Genomic DNA, 14,077 nt, shown 5'->3' on the forward strand with positions numbered 1-14,077 from the left:
CCTAAAATTTCCATTCTTTGATCATAAAATCTTTTTTACAAAGTTTATATATCCATTTGTATATAAAGAAGGCTAAAATTAGGTTAAATATAGACGGAGCAATTATTGTATAGATATTTGCAGATGCTCCATAAATATAAAGATATCCCATAATAATTATTTGTTTTATCGCTGTAAAAAAACCTACTAATATAGTTGGTACAGCTCTTTTTTGTCTAAATAAGCTTTTGCCAACGTGCCCTGCTAAAAAACAAAGCAACACATTGATAAAACCATTTACCCCAAAAGTATGTATAAAAAACACATCTTGAAAAATTCCCGCAATAGCTCCAACCCATATGCCTTCATAACTTCCATTGATTATTGAATAACTTAATATAAAAATCATAAGTAAACTTGGGGTATATCCATAAATATTAATAAACAATGGAACCCAAGTACTATCCATTATATATAAAAGAATTATTAAAACCGCTATCGTTATTATCTTCTTCATTTTTACTTTCCTTTATACTGAATATTTCCTTCAGTAGGTATCGGATCTTTTGGAATAACCACAAGTAATTGCTGAAGATTATCAAAATCTAAGAAAGGCTTGATATAAATTGTTTTCATTGCTCTTCCTTTATCCTCTTCAACGCTTGTCACTTCGCCAATTCTAAGATCCTTAGGATATACTAAGCCTTGACCTGAGGTTAAAGCCACATCCCCTACCTCTACTGGTGATTTTAATTCAACTTGTTCAATTTTTGCTTTAACTTCTGATAGTTTATTGGTTTTATATCCTTTTAATATTCCACTATATTCAATGGATCCAGTTGCACCTGCAGTATTTTTTGTAGAAATAGTATAAGCTGCTACTGCTATGTTTTCACTACCTATAGTTTGAATTTCACTATAGCTGTCATAAACAGCTGTGATTTGTCCAACTAAATCTTCTCCTGCTATCACTGTAAGACCTTTCATCAGTCCGTCTCTAGACCCTTTATTTATTATGAAAGTTTCTACAGTTCCTGCTGTACCTTTACTTAAAACATCACAACCAATATAATCAAACTCTTGCCTTTTATCCTTATATTGAAGTTGCTGTCTTAAAGTTTCGTTTTCAGTTTTTAAAGTTTGGTATCTTCCAAGCTTTAATTGAAGTTCTAATACTTCTTTCCTTAGTTCTTCATTCTCTTTTTTAGTTTCAGCAAAATTGCTTACGGAACCTACTTTATCCTTTACAGTGGTTCCAGCATTATAAATAAATCCGTTCACATGTCCCAGCATATTACCCACAACATTTAATGCTGATATCTCTTGTTTTTGGCTGGCACTATAGCCAATTGCAGCTAAAAAGGCAACTGACAGTGCTACTGTTGCAACTGCCAGTTTATTTTTAAAGAATTTCATTATCTTGATTGTGCCAACTTATCTATATGAACAAGAGAACTACCAGTGCCAAGAGCAACACAATCTAGTGGGTTATCTGCCACATGAACAGGCATATGAGTCTCTGAAGTTATTAGTTGATCAAGACCTTTAAGCATAGCACCGCCACCTGTTAACATTATTCCTCTTTCCATTATATCGGAAGCAAGTTCTGGTGGTGTTTTTTCAAGAGTAGTCTTGATAGCATCTATAATAGATTCGATAGGCTCTTTTAAAGCTCCTCTTACTTCATTTTCATTTATTTCAAGTATTTTAGGAAGTCCAGTCAATAAATCTCTTCCTTTGATTTCCATTACTACTTCTTCATCTGAAGTTTTGAAGGCTGAACCTAAAGTCATCTTTACATTTTCAGCTGTTCTCTCACCAATCATCAGATTATATTCTTTCTTAATATAATTGATTATTGATTGGTCTAATTCGTCTCCAGCTACTCTTAAAGATTTGCTTGTAACAATTCCACCTAAAGAAATTATAGCAATTTCTGTTGTACCTCCACCAATATCTACAACCATACAACCTCTTGGTTCTTCTACTTCTAATCCTGCACCAATAGCAGCTGCCATTGGCTCTTCTAATAAATATACTTCACTTGCTCCAGCTTGTTTTGTAGCTTCTTCTATGGCTCTTTTTTCAACTTCTGTTACTCCTGATGGGAAGCAAACTACTATTCTTGGACTTGCAAATGCTCTTTTTGGACAAACTTTATTTATGAATTTTTTAAGCATCGCCTCAGTAACATCAAAGTCTGCAATAACACCATCTCTCATAGGTCTTATAGCAACAATATTTCCTGGAGTTCTTCCAATCATTTGCTTTGCTTCATTACCAACTGCGAGCACTGTTTTTGTTGTAGTATTTAAAGCAACAACTGAAGGTTCATTTAAAACAATACCTTTTCCCTTTACATATATTAATGTATTGGCAGTTCCTAAGTCTATGCCCATGTCTTTGCTCATTCCGAATAATCCCATTTTAAAATCTCCTTTCGATTATAAGACGTCCTTTTCTTTTAGACTTACATAAGTTCCATTTCCCACTATAATGTGGTCTAATAAATCAATTCCAATGATTTTCGAAGCTTCCTTAAGCCTCAATGTAATATTTATATCCTCTTTGCTTGGCGTAGGGTCGCCTGAAGGATGATTATGACAAATTATAATTGATGCACTTCCCTCTTTTATTGCGTCCACAAAGACCTCTCTTGGATGAACTATTGAAGAATTTAAACTTCCCATAGACACATCCTTGATTTTTACAACGAAGTTTTTTACATTCAACATTATAATTCTAAGCACCTCTTTACTTAAAAGGCTCATATCTTTTATCATTAAATTTGCAGCATCTTTAGGACAGGTTATTTTATATTTATCACCTGACTTAAATCCATTAAACCTTTTAGCTATCTCAGTTAATGCAATTATTTGAGCACACTTAGCCCTACCTATTCCACGAATTGCTAAAAGTTCTTCAGTTCCTTGCGTTAAAAGGCCGTTGATTCCTCCGCTTTTCTGAATAATTCTACTACTAAGCGAAATTGCATTTTCCTCTCTACTTCCATTTCCAAGTATAACCGCTAAAAGCTCACTATTTGATAAAGTTTCTGCACCGTATAAAAGCAGTCTCTCTCTTGGTCTTTCATTTTCTGGTAAATCCTTAACTTTTACAATTTGAGACATTTATAATTCTCCTTTTGAATTTACCCCCATTGCTCTTAAAGTTTTATAAAGTTTATTTATAGGCAAACCTACAACATTATAGTAGCACCCATTTATAGCTTCAACAAACAAACCACCATAGCCTTGTATTCCATAGGCTCCAGCTTTGTCGAAAGGTTCCTTAGTCTCTATGTAAGACAGTATTTCTTCATCAGTAAGCTCTGAAAATCTAACCTTAGATTCCTCATGAAATCTAACAACATTATTTGTTTTAGAATTGACAATAGCTACTGCTGAAAATACTGAATGTTCAGCGCCACTTAAGGATTTCAACATAGCAAATGCCTCATCCTCATTTTTAGGCTTTTCTAATATTTTCCCATTATTATATACTACAGTATCACAGCCTATAATAATATATTCACCACTGCAATCTTTTAATACATCTAAAGCTTTGTTTAAGGCTAATTCTTGAACATAAGCTACAACATCTCCATTATATTCGATTGAATTTTCATCAAATTTACTAGGTATTATTTCTACATTTTGAAGAACCCTATTAATGAGTTCCTTTCTTCTTGGTGAAGCTGATGCTAAAACAAACTTCATAATCTATCACACCCTATTTATTTCCTAAATAATATTATAACCAATAATATGCCTATTATAGTCATTAAATTAATATTAAAGGAAATACCAAAAGTAAAATTAACAAAGTAAAGATCAAGGTACACTGGTTTCGTAACTCCTATACTAAAATAGGTTTTAAGAAAACTTAAGAAGCTAAATTTGCTACCTAATATTTCTCCTATAATAGTTCCACTAATAGCACCCATAATAATAAGTATAGCATAAACAAGTTTATTTTTTGAATTACTAGCCATTATTTTTTACCCCACTCTACATCACATATCTATTAGTTTAACATTTAATATTTTTGCATACAAGTATTTAAAAAAAAAAGCGCTTTATATTAAGCACTTTTCATTGAGGAATTCATTAACTTATACATTTCCTTATGTATATCCGTTAATTGATCTCTCGAAATATTATCTGGAAGAGTTAATATAAAGTCTTTAAATTCTTTTAGACTTTTTATCCTTTCATCTTCTCCCTGTATTTCTTTAAGTTCTTGAACCCATTTCTTAAATTCTGCAGTATTTACCGATTTAACATCTTTCTTATATAACTTATTTACAACTGTAACCGTCGCCTTTATCACTTCCATAGTTTCGTCACTACAAACGTCTTTAGGCTCTATACTCTTTTTTATCTTAGCTATGGTTATATCATTCCCTTGAAGTGTATCAACTAATGGTTGTTCTTCTCCAGAAACATAGATTCCAGCAAATATTCTATTCTTTCCGTTTTCCTCCACAAGAAAAGGGGTGCAAAAACTTTGTAATCTTTGAAACATTTTATCTGCATTTTCCTTGCTACTAAAAACTCCAGCTTGAACTAAAATAAATTCTTTATTTTCAACGGATTCATTACTTTGGATTGCTTCTTTACCTTCAGTTGCACCACCATTGTCATTAGCTTCGGTATAAGTCGCAATGCTGTCTGCAGACGATTGATTTTGTACATTCCCTGAAGGTTTTAACCACAGATTAAAAATTACAGTCCCAAGGATAACTGCACATATCAAAACCATAAAAGTAGTACCGGTAGCAAGAAAACTATCTTTTTTTCTTTTCCCTAAATCAATCCTTGTATATTTCATAATATATCTTACCCCTCTCCTATTACTTACTTAAATAATATGAAAGAAATCAAGATAAAATTACAAATAGTATAATCTTCCTATTGGAGACTATACTATTCTTCTCATAATCATCATATCATTTTCTTCACCATTGTCTTTAAAATATCCTCTAGATATTCGAGCAACTTCAAAGCCATGGCTTTTTAAAAATTTAATACCTTTTATATTACTGCTAATAACTCCAGTTTCAATTTCCCTAACGGAATAATTTTTTCTGAAATAATCTATTATACTATCCAATATGTATCCTTTATCACTGTTCTTATCAAAAATAAAGAAAGATAGCCATGCTTTATTATATTCGTAGAACTCAATTCTTCCCCTAAAAATTCCTATAATATTATCTTGCTCTTGAATCTTAAAAAAGAATTCTCCTTCGCTTAAGTAGTACTCTAAAAATCTTTCATAAAGTTCTTTTGTATTTATTACCTCTCTTTGATCTATAAGCCAAGCCTCTATATGTTTTAAATCTTCTTCTTTTATACTTTTAATTATAAATAAATTATCTTCAATAGAAACATTCAGCATTTTTAAATCCCCTCTTCTCTATTTAAGATTATTCTACAAATTAAATATATCCCCTTTTATTTTTTATATTTTTTCATACAATATATCATTTATATTTAAAAGTTCTAAAGCATAATCATCTATTCTGTAATCATTTGAATAATATATCTTTTTTATACCAGCTTGTATTAATGCTTTGGTACAATTTAAGCAAGGAAAATGTGTAACATATATAACAGAGTTTTTCACAGGAATGCCTTCTTTTGCACAATAACAAAGACAGTTTATTTCAGCATGTTGAGTTGCTATACAATGATTTTCTCTCATTACATGACCAATATCATCACAATGTGGAGTTTTACTACCTACACTTCCATTATAGCCAGTTGCTACTATTCTATTTTCACTGTTAACTATTACAGCTCCAACATTAGCTCTATCACAAGTAGATCTTTCTGCTGCAAGCTTAGCTAAATTCATAAAATATTCATTCCAACCTTGTCTTTCCTTCTTTGGTTTATCACTTTTTACAATCGTATAGCTTTTTTCTGTCATTAGCTTTTACCTCTCTCTTTTCTCTTTACCTTATATATAATTTCTACAAACTAAAGCTCAAACCTTTATCAATTATAATTTTATCTATTGTGATAAAAGTTAGAAATCCCCTTTAATTTATAAAAACTTAAGTTTCTATAAACTAATTTATCATCACTTTAATAGTTTAGCAACATTATTCGTTATTAGCTAAATACTCTTTAAAACTTTTTGACCAAAATTCATAATCCCAAGGTGATATTTCCTTTACTACTCTTAAAAAATCGTATAAAGCTCCAATAGAGTGCAAATTTTTCATTAGATGTCTTGGATATGGCATAGACTTTGTAAGGCTGTTTTTAGGGTCTATAACTCTTATTGTTTTATCCTTTTGAAGATATAAATCCCTTAGTCTTAAATCAATTTTCTTAAAATTCATTTTTTTTAATTCTTGTAATAATACATATAGGTTTACATACACTTTTTTGTCAAAAGGATTATTTTTAATGTAGATATCTAACCTCTCACCATCAATATACTCTCTAATAATGTAGTATTTTCCTACTCCATATACCTTAGGAAAGGCTTTGTTGCCACTAGCTCTTCTTAATATCGCTAATTCTTTCTCGAAGACATCTGCCTCACAAAAAATTTTAGCAACCTTGTCCTTAGAAACCCTATATACGACTCCATGATTACCATAATCTAAATATGTGCCGTGTTTTAAAATACTCTCTATCCTTTTATCACCTTGCACAGAATAAAAATATTTTCTGCCCATATCTATTCTCCAAAACACAATTGCTTTATTTTCATTATATGTTCTTCATTTATTAGAATTGATTGTTCTTTCTTATCATTTTATCCAATTAAATAACTATGATATAATTTATATATAATGGATACTTATTTTTACATTATGCTTATAATAAAATCTTATATGTAAGTTTTATTATTGAAACTACATCTGAAAGTTTATGAATACATAAAAACCAATTTCTATTACCCTCTATTCTATTTTAAAGGATGCTGATTAACCATGAAAAATAATATTGATGTGATATTATTTGATCTATTTTTTACTCTAGTAACACCACGGTATAATGATTTCAAAAACGAAAATGATATCATAGGCATGTCCGTAGAAGAGTGGGAAGAACATTCTGAAGACTCTGAGCTATATTTAAAAAGAGCAACTGGTAAAGAGATAAATCCTCAACAAATAATCGAAAATATAGTAAGCAAAATAGGTATGCAACTAAGTGAAAATGAGAAACTTGAAATGCTAAATTTGAGAGAACATAGATTTAAGAATTCATTAACTAATATAGATAACAATATCTTAAAGGTTATCTTAGAGCTAAAGAACTCCGGAAAGAAACTTTGCTTAATTAGTAATGCTGATGTAATTGATGTTATGCATTGGGAGTCTTCCCCTTTAGGTCAGATATTTGATAAAGCTATATTTTCGTACAAAGTTGGATTCTTAAAGCCTCAAAGGGAGATATATGAAATTGCACTTAAGAAAATGAATACAACTCCAGATAGATGTATTTTCATAGGTGATGGCGGATTTAACGAATTAAAAGGCGCTAAAAGACTAGGTATAAAAACTATAATGACTTCCTATTTATTAAAAAGAACAGAAGAAGAACTGAATCTATTCAAAGATGATGTAGACTATTTTATAAACGATTTTTATGAAATTTTAGAGATAGTAAATAGGTAGTTCTCTACTATGAATTCTTTAATTCAAAGGTATTCTCCATAAAAAACTACCTATCTTCTATCATTATTTTGCTTTAAAGAAGGGGCTATATTATGCTAACACACACTGGAACTAATGAAATTGAAACTGAGAACCTACTATTAAGAAAGTTTGAGTATTCGGATAGTGATGATATGTTGAAGTATTGGATATCCTATCCTGAACTTCAAGCACTATACGGCGAACCTGCTTATACAACAAAAGATGAAGTTAATGATCTTCTTAATAAATATATAACCTCTTACGAAAAGAAGGATTACTACAGATGGGCTATTATTCTTAAAGAAACAAATGAATGTATAGGCCAGATTGCCTATTTTTTAGTGGATAACAAAAACCACTTTGCAGAAATTGAATATTGTATTGGGCTTCATTTTCAGCGAAAAGGTTTTGCTACTGAGGCTACAAAAGCCATTATTAGCTATGGCTTTGATAAGATAAACTTACATAAAATACAGATAAGTCACAAATCAATAAACATCCCTTCTAAAAAGGTTATTGAAAAGTGTGGATTTGTTTACGAAGGCTCGTTACGCCACTACTTCTATGAGAATGGTATATATGTGGACAGGTTGTATTATTCTATTCTAAGAACGGATTTTATGCCTATTTAAGCTAGTACACTTATTGTAGATTTCTTTTAAAGCCTTATAAAACATAAAAAGGAGTTGAGCACTAGCTAAACTGCTAGCGACAAAACTCCTTTTTCTAAAGTCAAATTTACCGTTTCACATTATATTACATTGGATAATATTTAGTATGCAAAAGAGATCCCTGGTACTTTTTTAAATTATCCATGTAGTAATTTGGTAAGCTTTATTCCATATCTATAGATATCTTATCTCCAGCTTTAACTTTTTTACCTGAAGTAATTGAAAGCTTTTGATCACCTGTTAAATTAGTAAATACTACAGGTGTAACTATTGAAGGAACTTTTTTCTTTATTTCTTCTAAATTAAACTTGATCAACGCTTGTCCCGCTTTTATAGAATCACCTTGAGCAACCATTGCCTCAAAGCCTTCACCATTCAAGCTTACTGTATCCGTACCAACATGGATTAAAATTTCTTGTCCATCATTAGCTGTTATTCCAAGAGCATGCATTGTTGGGAATAGAGTTGTTAGAACACCATCCACTGGTGAAACCACTACGCCATCTACTGGATCAATTGCAAAACCCTCGCCCATCATTTTTCCTGAAAATACTGGATCTTTAACAGCTGATAATTCTACTAATGTCCCATTTAATGGTGAAATAATCTCTATATTCTTCCCAACTGATACTTTTTTAGTTTCTACTGGCTTTGCTGTTGTTGTTACCGCGCCACTTGAAATATACTCTTGAATTTGAGTTTTTAGTGTATCCGATTTTGGCCCAAAAATTGCTTGAATATTATTACCAACTTCAAGAACTCCTGAGGCACCTAATCTCTTAAGCTGAGCTTTATCTACATTCTTAATATCTTTAACTTGTACTCTTAATCTTGTTATACATGCATCAAGGTTTGTTAAGTTTTCTTTTCCACCTAAAGCTGCAAGGATTTCTATAGCAAGTTCAGAACCCGCAAGATCTATTTTTCCTGTTTCTTCTTCTAATTCTCTACCAGGAGTTTTTAAATTAAACTTTCTAATAACAAATCTGAATCCGAAGTAGTAAATAACTGCTAAGAATAATCCTATAACAATTACTAACCACCAATCTGTTTTATTTGGAATTACACCAAATAACATAAAGTCGATAAGTCCTCCTGAGAAAGTCATACCTATCTTAACATTTAAAAGTTGCATTGTCATGAAAGATAAACCTGCAAATATACAGTGAACTCCGAATAATACTGGAGCTACGAATAAGAATGAGAATTCTAATGGTTCTGTAATACCTGTTAAAAATGTTGTTAATGCTGCTGAAACCATAAGACCTTTAACTAATTGTTTCTTTTCTGGCTTAGCTTCTTGATATATTGCAAGCGCTGCAGCTGGAAGACCAAACATCATGAATGGGAATTTACCAGTCATAAAGGTTCCTGCTGTAAATACATCTACATTATCCTTTAATTGAGCAAAGAATATTTTTTGATCTCCTGTAATTAATTCTCCAGCTTGATTTATATATTCTCCAAATTGATACCAGAATGGATTATAGAATATATGATGAAGACCAAAAGGTATAAGTGATCTTTCAATAACACCGAATATAAAGGCTGCTATTGTAGGATTTTTTTGTAACATAAATATTGAAAAACTATTTAATGCATTTTGGATTGGAGGCCAAATTATTGTTAATGCTAATCCTGTTACTATTGCGACTACTGCTGTAACTATTGGTACAAATCTTTTTCCTGCAAAGAAACCAAGATAAGATGGCAATTCAATTTTAAAGAATTTCTTATATAACATTGCTGATATAATACCAATTATTATTCCACCAAAAACCCCTGTTTGTAAAGTTGGAATTCCAAGAATAGAAGCGTAAGCTGGGTTTGTTCCCACCATACTAGAGGTTATACCTGAACCTAGTCCAAGTGATACATTCATAATTAAATATCCAACTATAGCTGCAAGTCCAGCAACGCCTTCACCGCCTGCCATACCTACTGCTACACCTACTGCAAATAATAATGCTAGGTTACCAAATATAATGTCTCCTGATGCTGACATAACCTTTGCTGCTGATTGTATCCATGCTACATCAAAAAATGGTAAGTACTTTAAGAAATATTCCTGTTGAAACATAGTTCCAAATGCTAAGAGCATACCTGCTGCTGGCAAAAGAGCAACTGGTAACATTAATGCTTTACCAACTTGTTGCAAAACGCCAAAAATCTTTTTTCCCATATTTTCTTCTCCTTTTTAAAAAATAAAAGGCATGAGCAAGGAGGACCTAGGTTTTTCAACCTTAGTCATCTTTTCCTTACTCATGCCTGATCGAATCAGTTACACGTGAACGTTTTCTTTTATACATCAGATTATATACTATACTTTTAACTTATGCAATAGCTTTTATTCTATTTCAACTATATTTTTTTGATTCACTTTAACTTTATCACCAATTTTAACGATAATTTTTTCATCATCTTTAAGATTAGTAAATACTATAGGAGTAATCATTGATGGCACTTTTTTCTTCATCTCCTCTAAATCAAATTCTAAGATTTTTTGCCCCTTTGTTACCCTATCACCTTGTTCCATAAAAGCTGTAAACCCTTCCCCTTTTAATGAAACTGTATCCATACCAACATGAATTAAAATCTCATGTCCTGTATCCGCAGTAATACCAATAGCATGTTTTGTATTAAATAAAGTAACTAAAGTTCCATCTACAGGTGATACAACCACATTTGATGAAGGTTCAATAGCAAAGCCATCACCCATTAACCCTTCTGAAAACACTGGATCTTTTGTATCTTGAAGACTTACAATGGTTCCACTAAGTGGGGCAACAAAGTCAATTTCTTTTGATATAACTTCGCAAGGTTCTACATCGCTCTGGTTACTTTTCATAGTAGTTGAAACACTACCACTAGATATATATTCTTGTATTTGAGTTTTTAAGGTATCAGATTTCGGTCCAAAAATTGCCTGAATATTATTTCCTACTTCCAAAACACCAGAAGCACCGAGAGCTTTAAGTCTATTTTTATCTACCTTTCCTTTATCTTTTACTTGAACCCTCAACCTAGTAATACAAGCATCTAAATCTTTTAGATTTTCTTTTCCACCTAAAGCCTCTAATATACCTACTACCAATTCTGACCCTGAAGCATTTGTTACTCTAACAGCTGTTTCTTCATCTTCTCTTCCAGGCGTCTTTAAATTAAATTTTTTTATTGCAAACTTGAAACCAAAATAATATATAACTGCAAAACATAAACCTATTGGGATAACTAACCACCATCTAGTTTTATTAGGTATAACTCCAAATAAGATAAAATCTATTACTCCACCAGAAAAAGTCATACCAATTTTTATATTAAAAAGGTGCATCAATAGAAATGATAAACCTGCAAAGCCTGCATGAATTGCAAAAAGTATTGGCGCCACAAATAAAAATGAAAATTCAAGAGGCTCAGTTATCCCCGTTAAAAATGATGTCAAGGCTGCTGATACCATAAGTCCTTTTACTAATTGCTTTTTCTCTGGCTTTGACTCTTGATATATGGCTAAGGCTGCTGCTGGAAGCCCGAACATCATAAATGGAAACTTACCCGTCATAAAGGTTCCTGCAGTAAAAACATCTACATTATCCTTTAGCTGAGCGAAAAATATTTTTTGATCCCCATTAACTATCTGACCAGCTTTGTTTGTATACTCACCAAATTGATACCAAAATGGATTATAAAATATATGATGAAGTCCAAAAGGAATTAATGATCTTTCTATTACTCCAAAAATAAAAGCTGCTAATGCTCTATTTTTATCTAACATAAAAGTGGAAAAGCTGTTTAATCCAATTTGTATTGGTGGCCAAATTATAGTCAAAATTAGTCCAACAACAATTGCTGTTACAGCAGTTATTATAGGCACAAATCTTTTTCCTGCAAAAAAACCTAAATATGAAGGAAGCTCAATTGTAAAAAATCGCTTATACAGAATAGCAGCTACAACACCTATTATTATCCCACCGAATACTCCTGTTTGTAAGGTTGGAATACCTAAAGTCAATGCATAAGCTGGATTCTTTGAAACAATATCACTAGTTATACCTGCCGCAAGTCCTAAAGTTACATTCATAATTAAAAAACCAACTATCGCTGCAAGACCAGCAACACCTTCACCGCCAGCAAGGCCTACTGCAACACCTACTGCAAATAGTAAGGGTAGGTTACCGAAGATTACGTCACCTGAAGAAGACATAACCTTTGCAATAGATTGAACCCATGTAACATCGAAAATTGGAGCATACTTCAAAAAGTACTCTTGTTGGAACATAGTACCAAAAGCAAGAAGCATACCAGCAGCAGGAAGAAGTGCTACTGGAAGCATTAAAGCTTTCCCAACTTGCTGCAAAACTCCAAATAGCTTTTTACCCATAAATTCATCTCCTTTAGAAGAAAAAAATTATAATTTATCGAATTTATTATTACCTAATATATCATTTAGTATCCTTAATCCTAATAATTTATAAACTATCCAAGGTGATTATTTCGATAATACATATTCTGATTTAACTCTACATTGCTTTTATCAATGTAATACAAATTAAATACAAAAATCTTATTAACACTTATAGAAATAGAAATTTTTTAATGTTCCATCCTCATACTTCTTTTGTTTTGTGGTATAATTTAGATACTTATTATGGAATTTAATATACTTTTTAAGCAAAAGGGGTTTCAAGTAATATGAATAAGATTTTAGTTGTAGAAGATGATGATAGAATAAGAAAACTTATCTGTAACTATCTTTCAAAAGAAGGTTTTGAAATAATTGAAGCAGTTGATGGTGTATCTGCAATTGAAAAATTTAAAAATAACAATATTGATTTGATAGTTCTAGATTTAATGTTACCGAAATTAAACGGTATTACAGTTTGTTCAAAAATAAGAGAAATTTCTGATGTTCACATCATAATGTTAACTGCAAAATCTCAAGAAGAGGATAAGCTAATAGGCTATGAAACTGGAGCTGATGACTACATAACAAAACCATTTAGTCCTAAAGTTTTAGTAGCCAAAATCAAAGCTGTTTTAAAAAGAATAAAAGAAGATGAGAAGGAAGATGGCGTTCTTCAATTCGATGACTTAATAATAAATGAATTATCTAGAGAAGTTATATTGAGTGGAGAAACCTTAGACTTAACGCCGAAGGAGATAGATCTTATTTTGTATCTTGCTAAAAATAAAGGTATCGCTCTTTCAAGAGAACACATCCTTGAAAAGGTTTGGGGCTTTGACTATGAAGGGGACATTAGGACTGTTGACACCAATGTTAAAAGATTAAGGCAAAAACTTAAGGATAAAGCAACCGTTATTTCTACAGTTCGTGGCAGTGGTTATAAATTCGAAGCATAGTAATAAATATTATGGATAAAATACTAATGTAAAAATTATATGGAGGTTTCTTTGTATGAAAAAATATGGTCTTTTATCCATGGTAGGTACTGCAGTAGTAGCTTCAACTCTCACATATTTATATATAGAGAATGAAAGCAATAAAGACAATCATATCAGCGGAGGTAATAGTAAGACCAATAATAACTCTCAAAAAACAACTTACGGTGTCACAACTATTAAAACTCCCGCAATGAATGATAAAACTACTTCTTCAACTATCAGTAATACTACTTCAACTACATCTACCAATAAAACTAGCAGTACCCCAACTTGGGACACTGACGATGATTTAGATGCATTTAAGGTTCATAGAGCTTTTGATTTTTTAACATAAATAATAACCATGCTAATAGGATGTTAG

Annotated in this window: 16 protein-coding genes; 4 read left to right on the plus strand and 12 right to left on the minus strand. The window is 31.4% G+C overall.

Annotated features, from left to right (window positions below):
* Position 1: 1 nt before the first annotated feature.
* The 10 genes from mreD to CLOCEL_RS13875 all read right to left on the minus strand — a co-directional run bounded on the left by mreD (position 2) and on the right by CLOCEL_RS13875 (position 6,676).
* A complete protein-coding gene (mreD, locus tag CLOCEL_RS13830; RefSeq protein WP_010076654.1) occupies positions 2-496 on the minus strand; it encodes a rod shape-determining protein MreD in 495 nt (164 codons plus the stop codon).
* 2 nt (positions 497-498) lie between these two features.
* Positions 499-1,395, minus strand: a complete 897-nt coding sequence (gene mreC, locus CLOCEL_RS13835; protein WP_010076655.1) for a rod shape-determining protein MreC — start codon at positions 1,393-1,395, stop codon at positions 499-501.
* Complete coding sequence (locus tag CLOCEL_RS13840) at positions 1,395-2,405, minus strand: rod shape-determining protein (RefSeq protein WP_010076656.1); 1,011 nt, start codon at positions 2,403-2,405, stop codon at positions 1,395-1,397. The genes mreC and CLOCEL_RS13840 overlap by 1 nt, the downstream gene beginning before the upstream one ends.
* An 18-nt stretch (positions 2,406-2,423) precedes the next feature.
* Positions 2,424-3,110: a RadC family protein gene (gene radC / locus CLOCEL_RS13845; protein ID WP_010076657.1), complete on the minus strand. Its 687-nt coding sequence runs from the start codon at positions 3,108-3,110 to the stop codon at positions 2,424-2,426.
* A complete protein-coding gene (locus CLOCEL_RS13850; protein WP_010076658.1) occupies positions 3,111-3,698 on the minus strand; it encodes a Maf-like protein in 588 nt (195 codons plus the stop codon).
* A gap of 17 nt (positions 3,699-3,715) precedes the next feature.
* On the minus strand, positions 3,716-3,973 hold the full coding sequence (locus tag CLOCEL_RS13855) for a DUF4321 domain-containing protein (protein ID WP_010076659.1): 258 nt from the start codon (positions 3,971-3,973) through the stop codon (positions 3,716-3,718).
* A gap of 89 nt (positions 3,974-4,062) precedes the next feature.
* Positions 4,063-4,812 (minus strand): SPOR domain-containing protein, encoded by a 750-nt coding sequence (locus tag CLOCEL_RS13860; RefSeq protein WP_010076660.1) that lies wholly within the window; start codon positions 4,810-4,812, stop codon positions 4,063-4,065.
* Positions 4,813-4,902: 90 nt separating this feature from the next.
* The gene (locus tag CLOCEL_RS13865; RefSeq protein WP_010076661.1) at positions 4,903-5,382 is read right to left on the minus strand and encodes a GNAT family N-acetyltransferase; all 480 of its coding nucleotides are present in this window, start codon (positions 5,380-5,382) and stop codon (positions 4,903-4,905) included.
* Between the two features lie 63 nt (positions 5,383-5,445).
* Positions 5,446-5,916, minus strand: a complete 471-nt coding sequence (locus CLOCEL_RS13870; RefSeq protein ID WP_010076662.1) for a deoxycytidylate deaminase — start codon at positions 5,914-5,916, stop codon at positions 5,446-5,448.
* Between the two features lie 175 nt (positions 5,917-6,091).
* The gene (locus CLOCEL_RS13875; RefSeq protein ID WP_010076663.1) at positions 6,092-6,676 is read right to left on the minus strand and encodes a hypothetical protein; all 585 of its coding nucleotides are present in this window, start codon (positions 6,674-6,676) and stop codon (positions 6,092-6,094) included.
* 258 nt (positions 6,677-6,934) lie between these two features.
* On the opposite strand from CLOCEL_RS13875, the gene CLOCEL_RS13880 reads away from it, so the two are divergent.
* Both CLOCEL_RS13880 and CLOCEL_RS13885 read left to right on the plus strand, forming a co-directional pair.
* Positions 6,935-7,624, plus strand: coding sequence for an HAD family hydrolase (locus tag CLOCEL_RS13880; RefSeq protein ID WP_013291794.1), 690 nt, complete (start codon positions 6,935-6,937; stop codon positions 7,622-7,624).
* A gap of 92 nt (positions 7,625-7,716) precedes the next feature.
* The gene (locus CLOCEL_RS13885) at positions 7,717-8,277 is read left to right on the plus strand and encodes a GNAT family N-acetyltransferase (RefSeq protein ID WP_010076666.1); all 561 of its coding nucleotides are present in this window, start codon (positions 7,717-7,719) and stop codon (positions 8,275-8,277) included.
* 202 nt (positions 8,278-8,479) lie between these two features.
* On the opposite strand, the gene ptsG (CLOCEL_RS13890) is transcribed toward CLOCEL_RS13885, so the two are convergent.
* Both ptsG (CLOCEL_RS13890) and ptsG (CLOCEL_RS13895) read right to left on the minus strand, forming a co-directional pair.
* On the minus strand, positions 8,480-10,498 hold the full coding sequence (ptsG, locus tag CLOCEL_RS13890; RefSeq protein WP_010076667.1) for a glucose-specific PTS transporter subunit IIBC: 2,019 nt from the start codon (positions 10,496-10,498) through the stop codon (positions 8,480-8,482).
* 165 nt (positions 10,499-10,663) lie between these two features.
* The gene (ptsG, locus tag CLOCEL_RS13895; protein WP_010076668.1) at positions 10,664-12,694 is read right to left on the minus strand and encodes a glucose-specific PTS transporter subunit IIBC; all 2,031 of its coding nucleotides are present in this window, start codon (positions 12,692-12,694) and stop codon (positions 10,664-10,666) included.
* Between the two features lie 311 nt (positions 12,695-13,005).
* Here ptsG (CLOCEL_RS13895) and CLOCEL_RS13900 point away from each other — a divergent pair, with 311 nt between their 5' ends.
* Positions 13,006-13,674 (plus strand): response regulator transcription factor, encoded by a 669-nt coding sequence (locus CLOCEL_RS13900; RefSeq protein ID WP_010076669.1) that lies wholly within the window; start codon positions 13,006-13,008, stop codon positions 13,672-13,674.
* 55 nt (positions 13,675-13,729) lie between these two features.
* Positions 13,730-14,050 carry a hypothetical protein gene (locus CLOCEL_RS13905; RefSeq protein WP_010076670.1) on the plus strand — a complete coding sequence of 107 codons (321 nt, stop codon included), beginning with the start codon at positions 13,730-13,732 and terminating at the stop codon, positions 14,048-14,050.
* Positions 14,051-14,077: the final 27 nt, after the last annotated feature.

It is taken from the genome of Clostridium cellulovorans 743B (assembly GCF_000145275.1).
GTDB lineage: Bacteria > Bacillota > Clostridia > Clostridiales > Clostridiaceae > Clostridium_K > Clostridium_K cellulovorans.

What these genes read in the sequence shown, in the direction of transcription:
- mreD (WP_010076654.1), bottom strand. Translation starts at nt 496, where the DNA reads ATGAAGAAGATAATAACGATAGCGGTTTTAATAATTCTTTTATATATA.
- mreC (WP_010076655.1), bottom strand. Translation starts at nt 1,395, where the DNA reads ATGAAATTCTTTAAAAATAAACTGGCAGTTGCAACAGTAGCACTGTCA.
- CLOCEL_RS13840 (WP_010076656.1), bottom strand. Translation starts at nt 2,405, where the DNA reads ATGGGATTATTCGGAATGAGCAAAGACATGGGCATAGACTTAGGAACT.
- radC (WP_010076657.1), bottom strand. Translation starts at nt 3,110, where the DNA reads ATGTCTCAAATTGTAAAAGTTAAGGATTTACCAGAAAATGAAAGACCA.
- CLOCEL_RS13850 (WP_010076658.1), bottom strand. Translation starts at nt 3,698, where the DNA reads ATGAAGTTTGTTTTAGCATCAGCTTCACCAAGAAGAAAGGAACTCATT.
- CLOCEL_RS13855 (WP_010076659.1), bottom strand. Translation starts at nt 3,973, where the DNA reads ATGGCTAGTAATTCAAAAAATAAACTTGTTTATGCTATACTTATTATT.
- CLOCEL_RS13860 (WP_010076660.1), bottom strand. Translation starts at nt 4,812, where the DNA reads ATGAAATATACAAGGATTGATTTAGGGAAAAGAAAAAAAGATAGTTTT.
- CLOCEL_RS13865 (WP_010076661.1), bottom strand. Translation starts at nt 5,382, where the DNA reads ATGCTGAATGTTTCTATTGAAGATAATTTATTTATAATTAAAAGTATA.
- CLOCEL_RS13870 (WP_010076662.1), bottom strand. Translation starts at nt 5,916, where the DNA reads ATGACAGAAAAAAGCTATACGATTGTAAAAAGTGATAAACCAAAGAAG.
- CLOCEL_RS13875 (WP_010076663.1), bottom strand. Translation starts at nt 6,676, where the DNA reads ATGGGCAGAAAATATTTTTATTCTGTGCAAGGTGATAAAAGGATAGAG.
- CLOCEL_RS13880 (WP_013291794.1), top strand. Translation starts at nt 6,935, where the DNA reads ATGAAAAATAATATTGATGTGATATTATTTGATCTATTTTTTACTCTA.
- CLOCEL_RS13885 (WP_010076666.1), top strand. Translation starts at nt 7,717, where the DNA reads ATGCTAACACACACTGGAACTAATGAAATTGAAACTGAGAACCTACTA.
- ptsG (WP_010076667.1), bottom strand. Translation starts at nt 10,498, where the DNA reads ATGGGAAAAAAGATTTTTGGCGTTTTGCAACAAGTTGGTAAAGCATTA.
- ptsG (WP_010076668.1), bottom strand. Translation starts at nt 12,694, where the DNA reads ATGGGTAAAAAGCTATTTGGAGTTTTGCAGCAAGTTGGGAAAGCTTTA.
- CLOCEL_RS13900 (WP_010076669.1), top strand. Translation starts at nt 13,006, where the DNA reads ATGAATAAGATTTTAGTTGTAGAAGATGATGATAGAATAAGAAAACTT.
- CLOCEL_RS13905 (WP_010076670.1), top strand. Translation starts at nt 13,730, where the DNA reads ATGAAAAAATATGGTCTTTTATCCATGGTAGGTACTGCAGTAGTAGCT.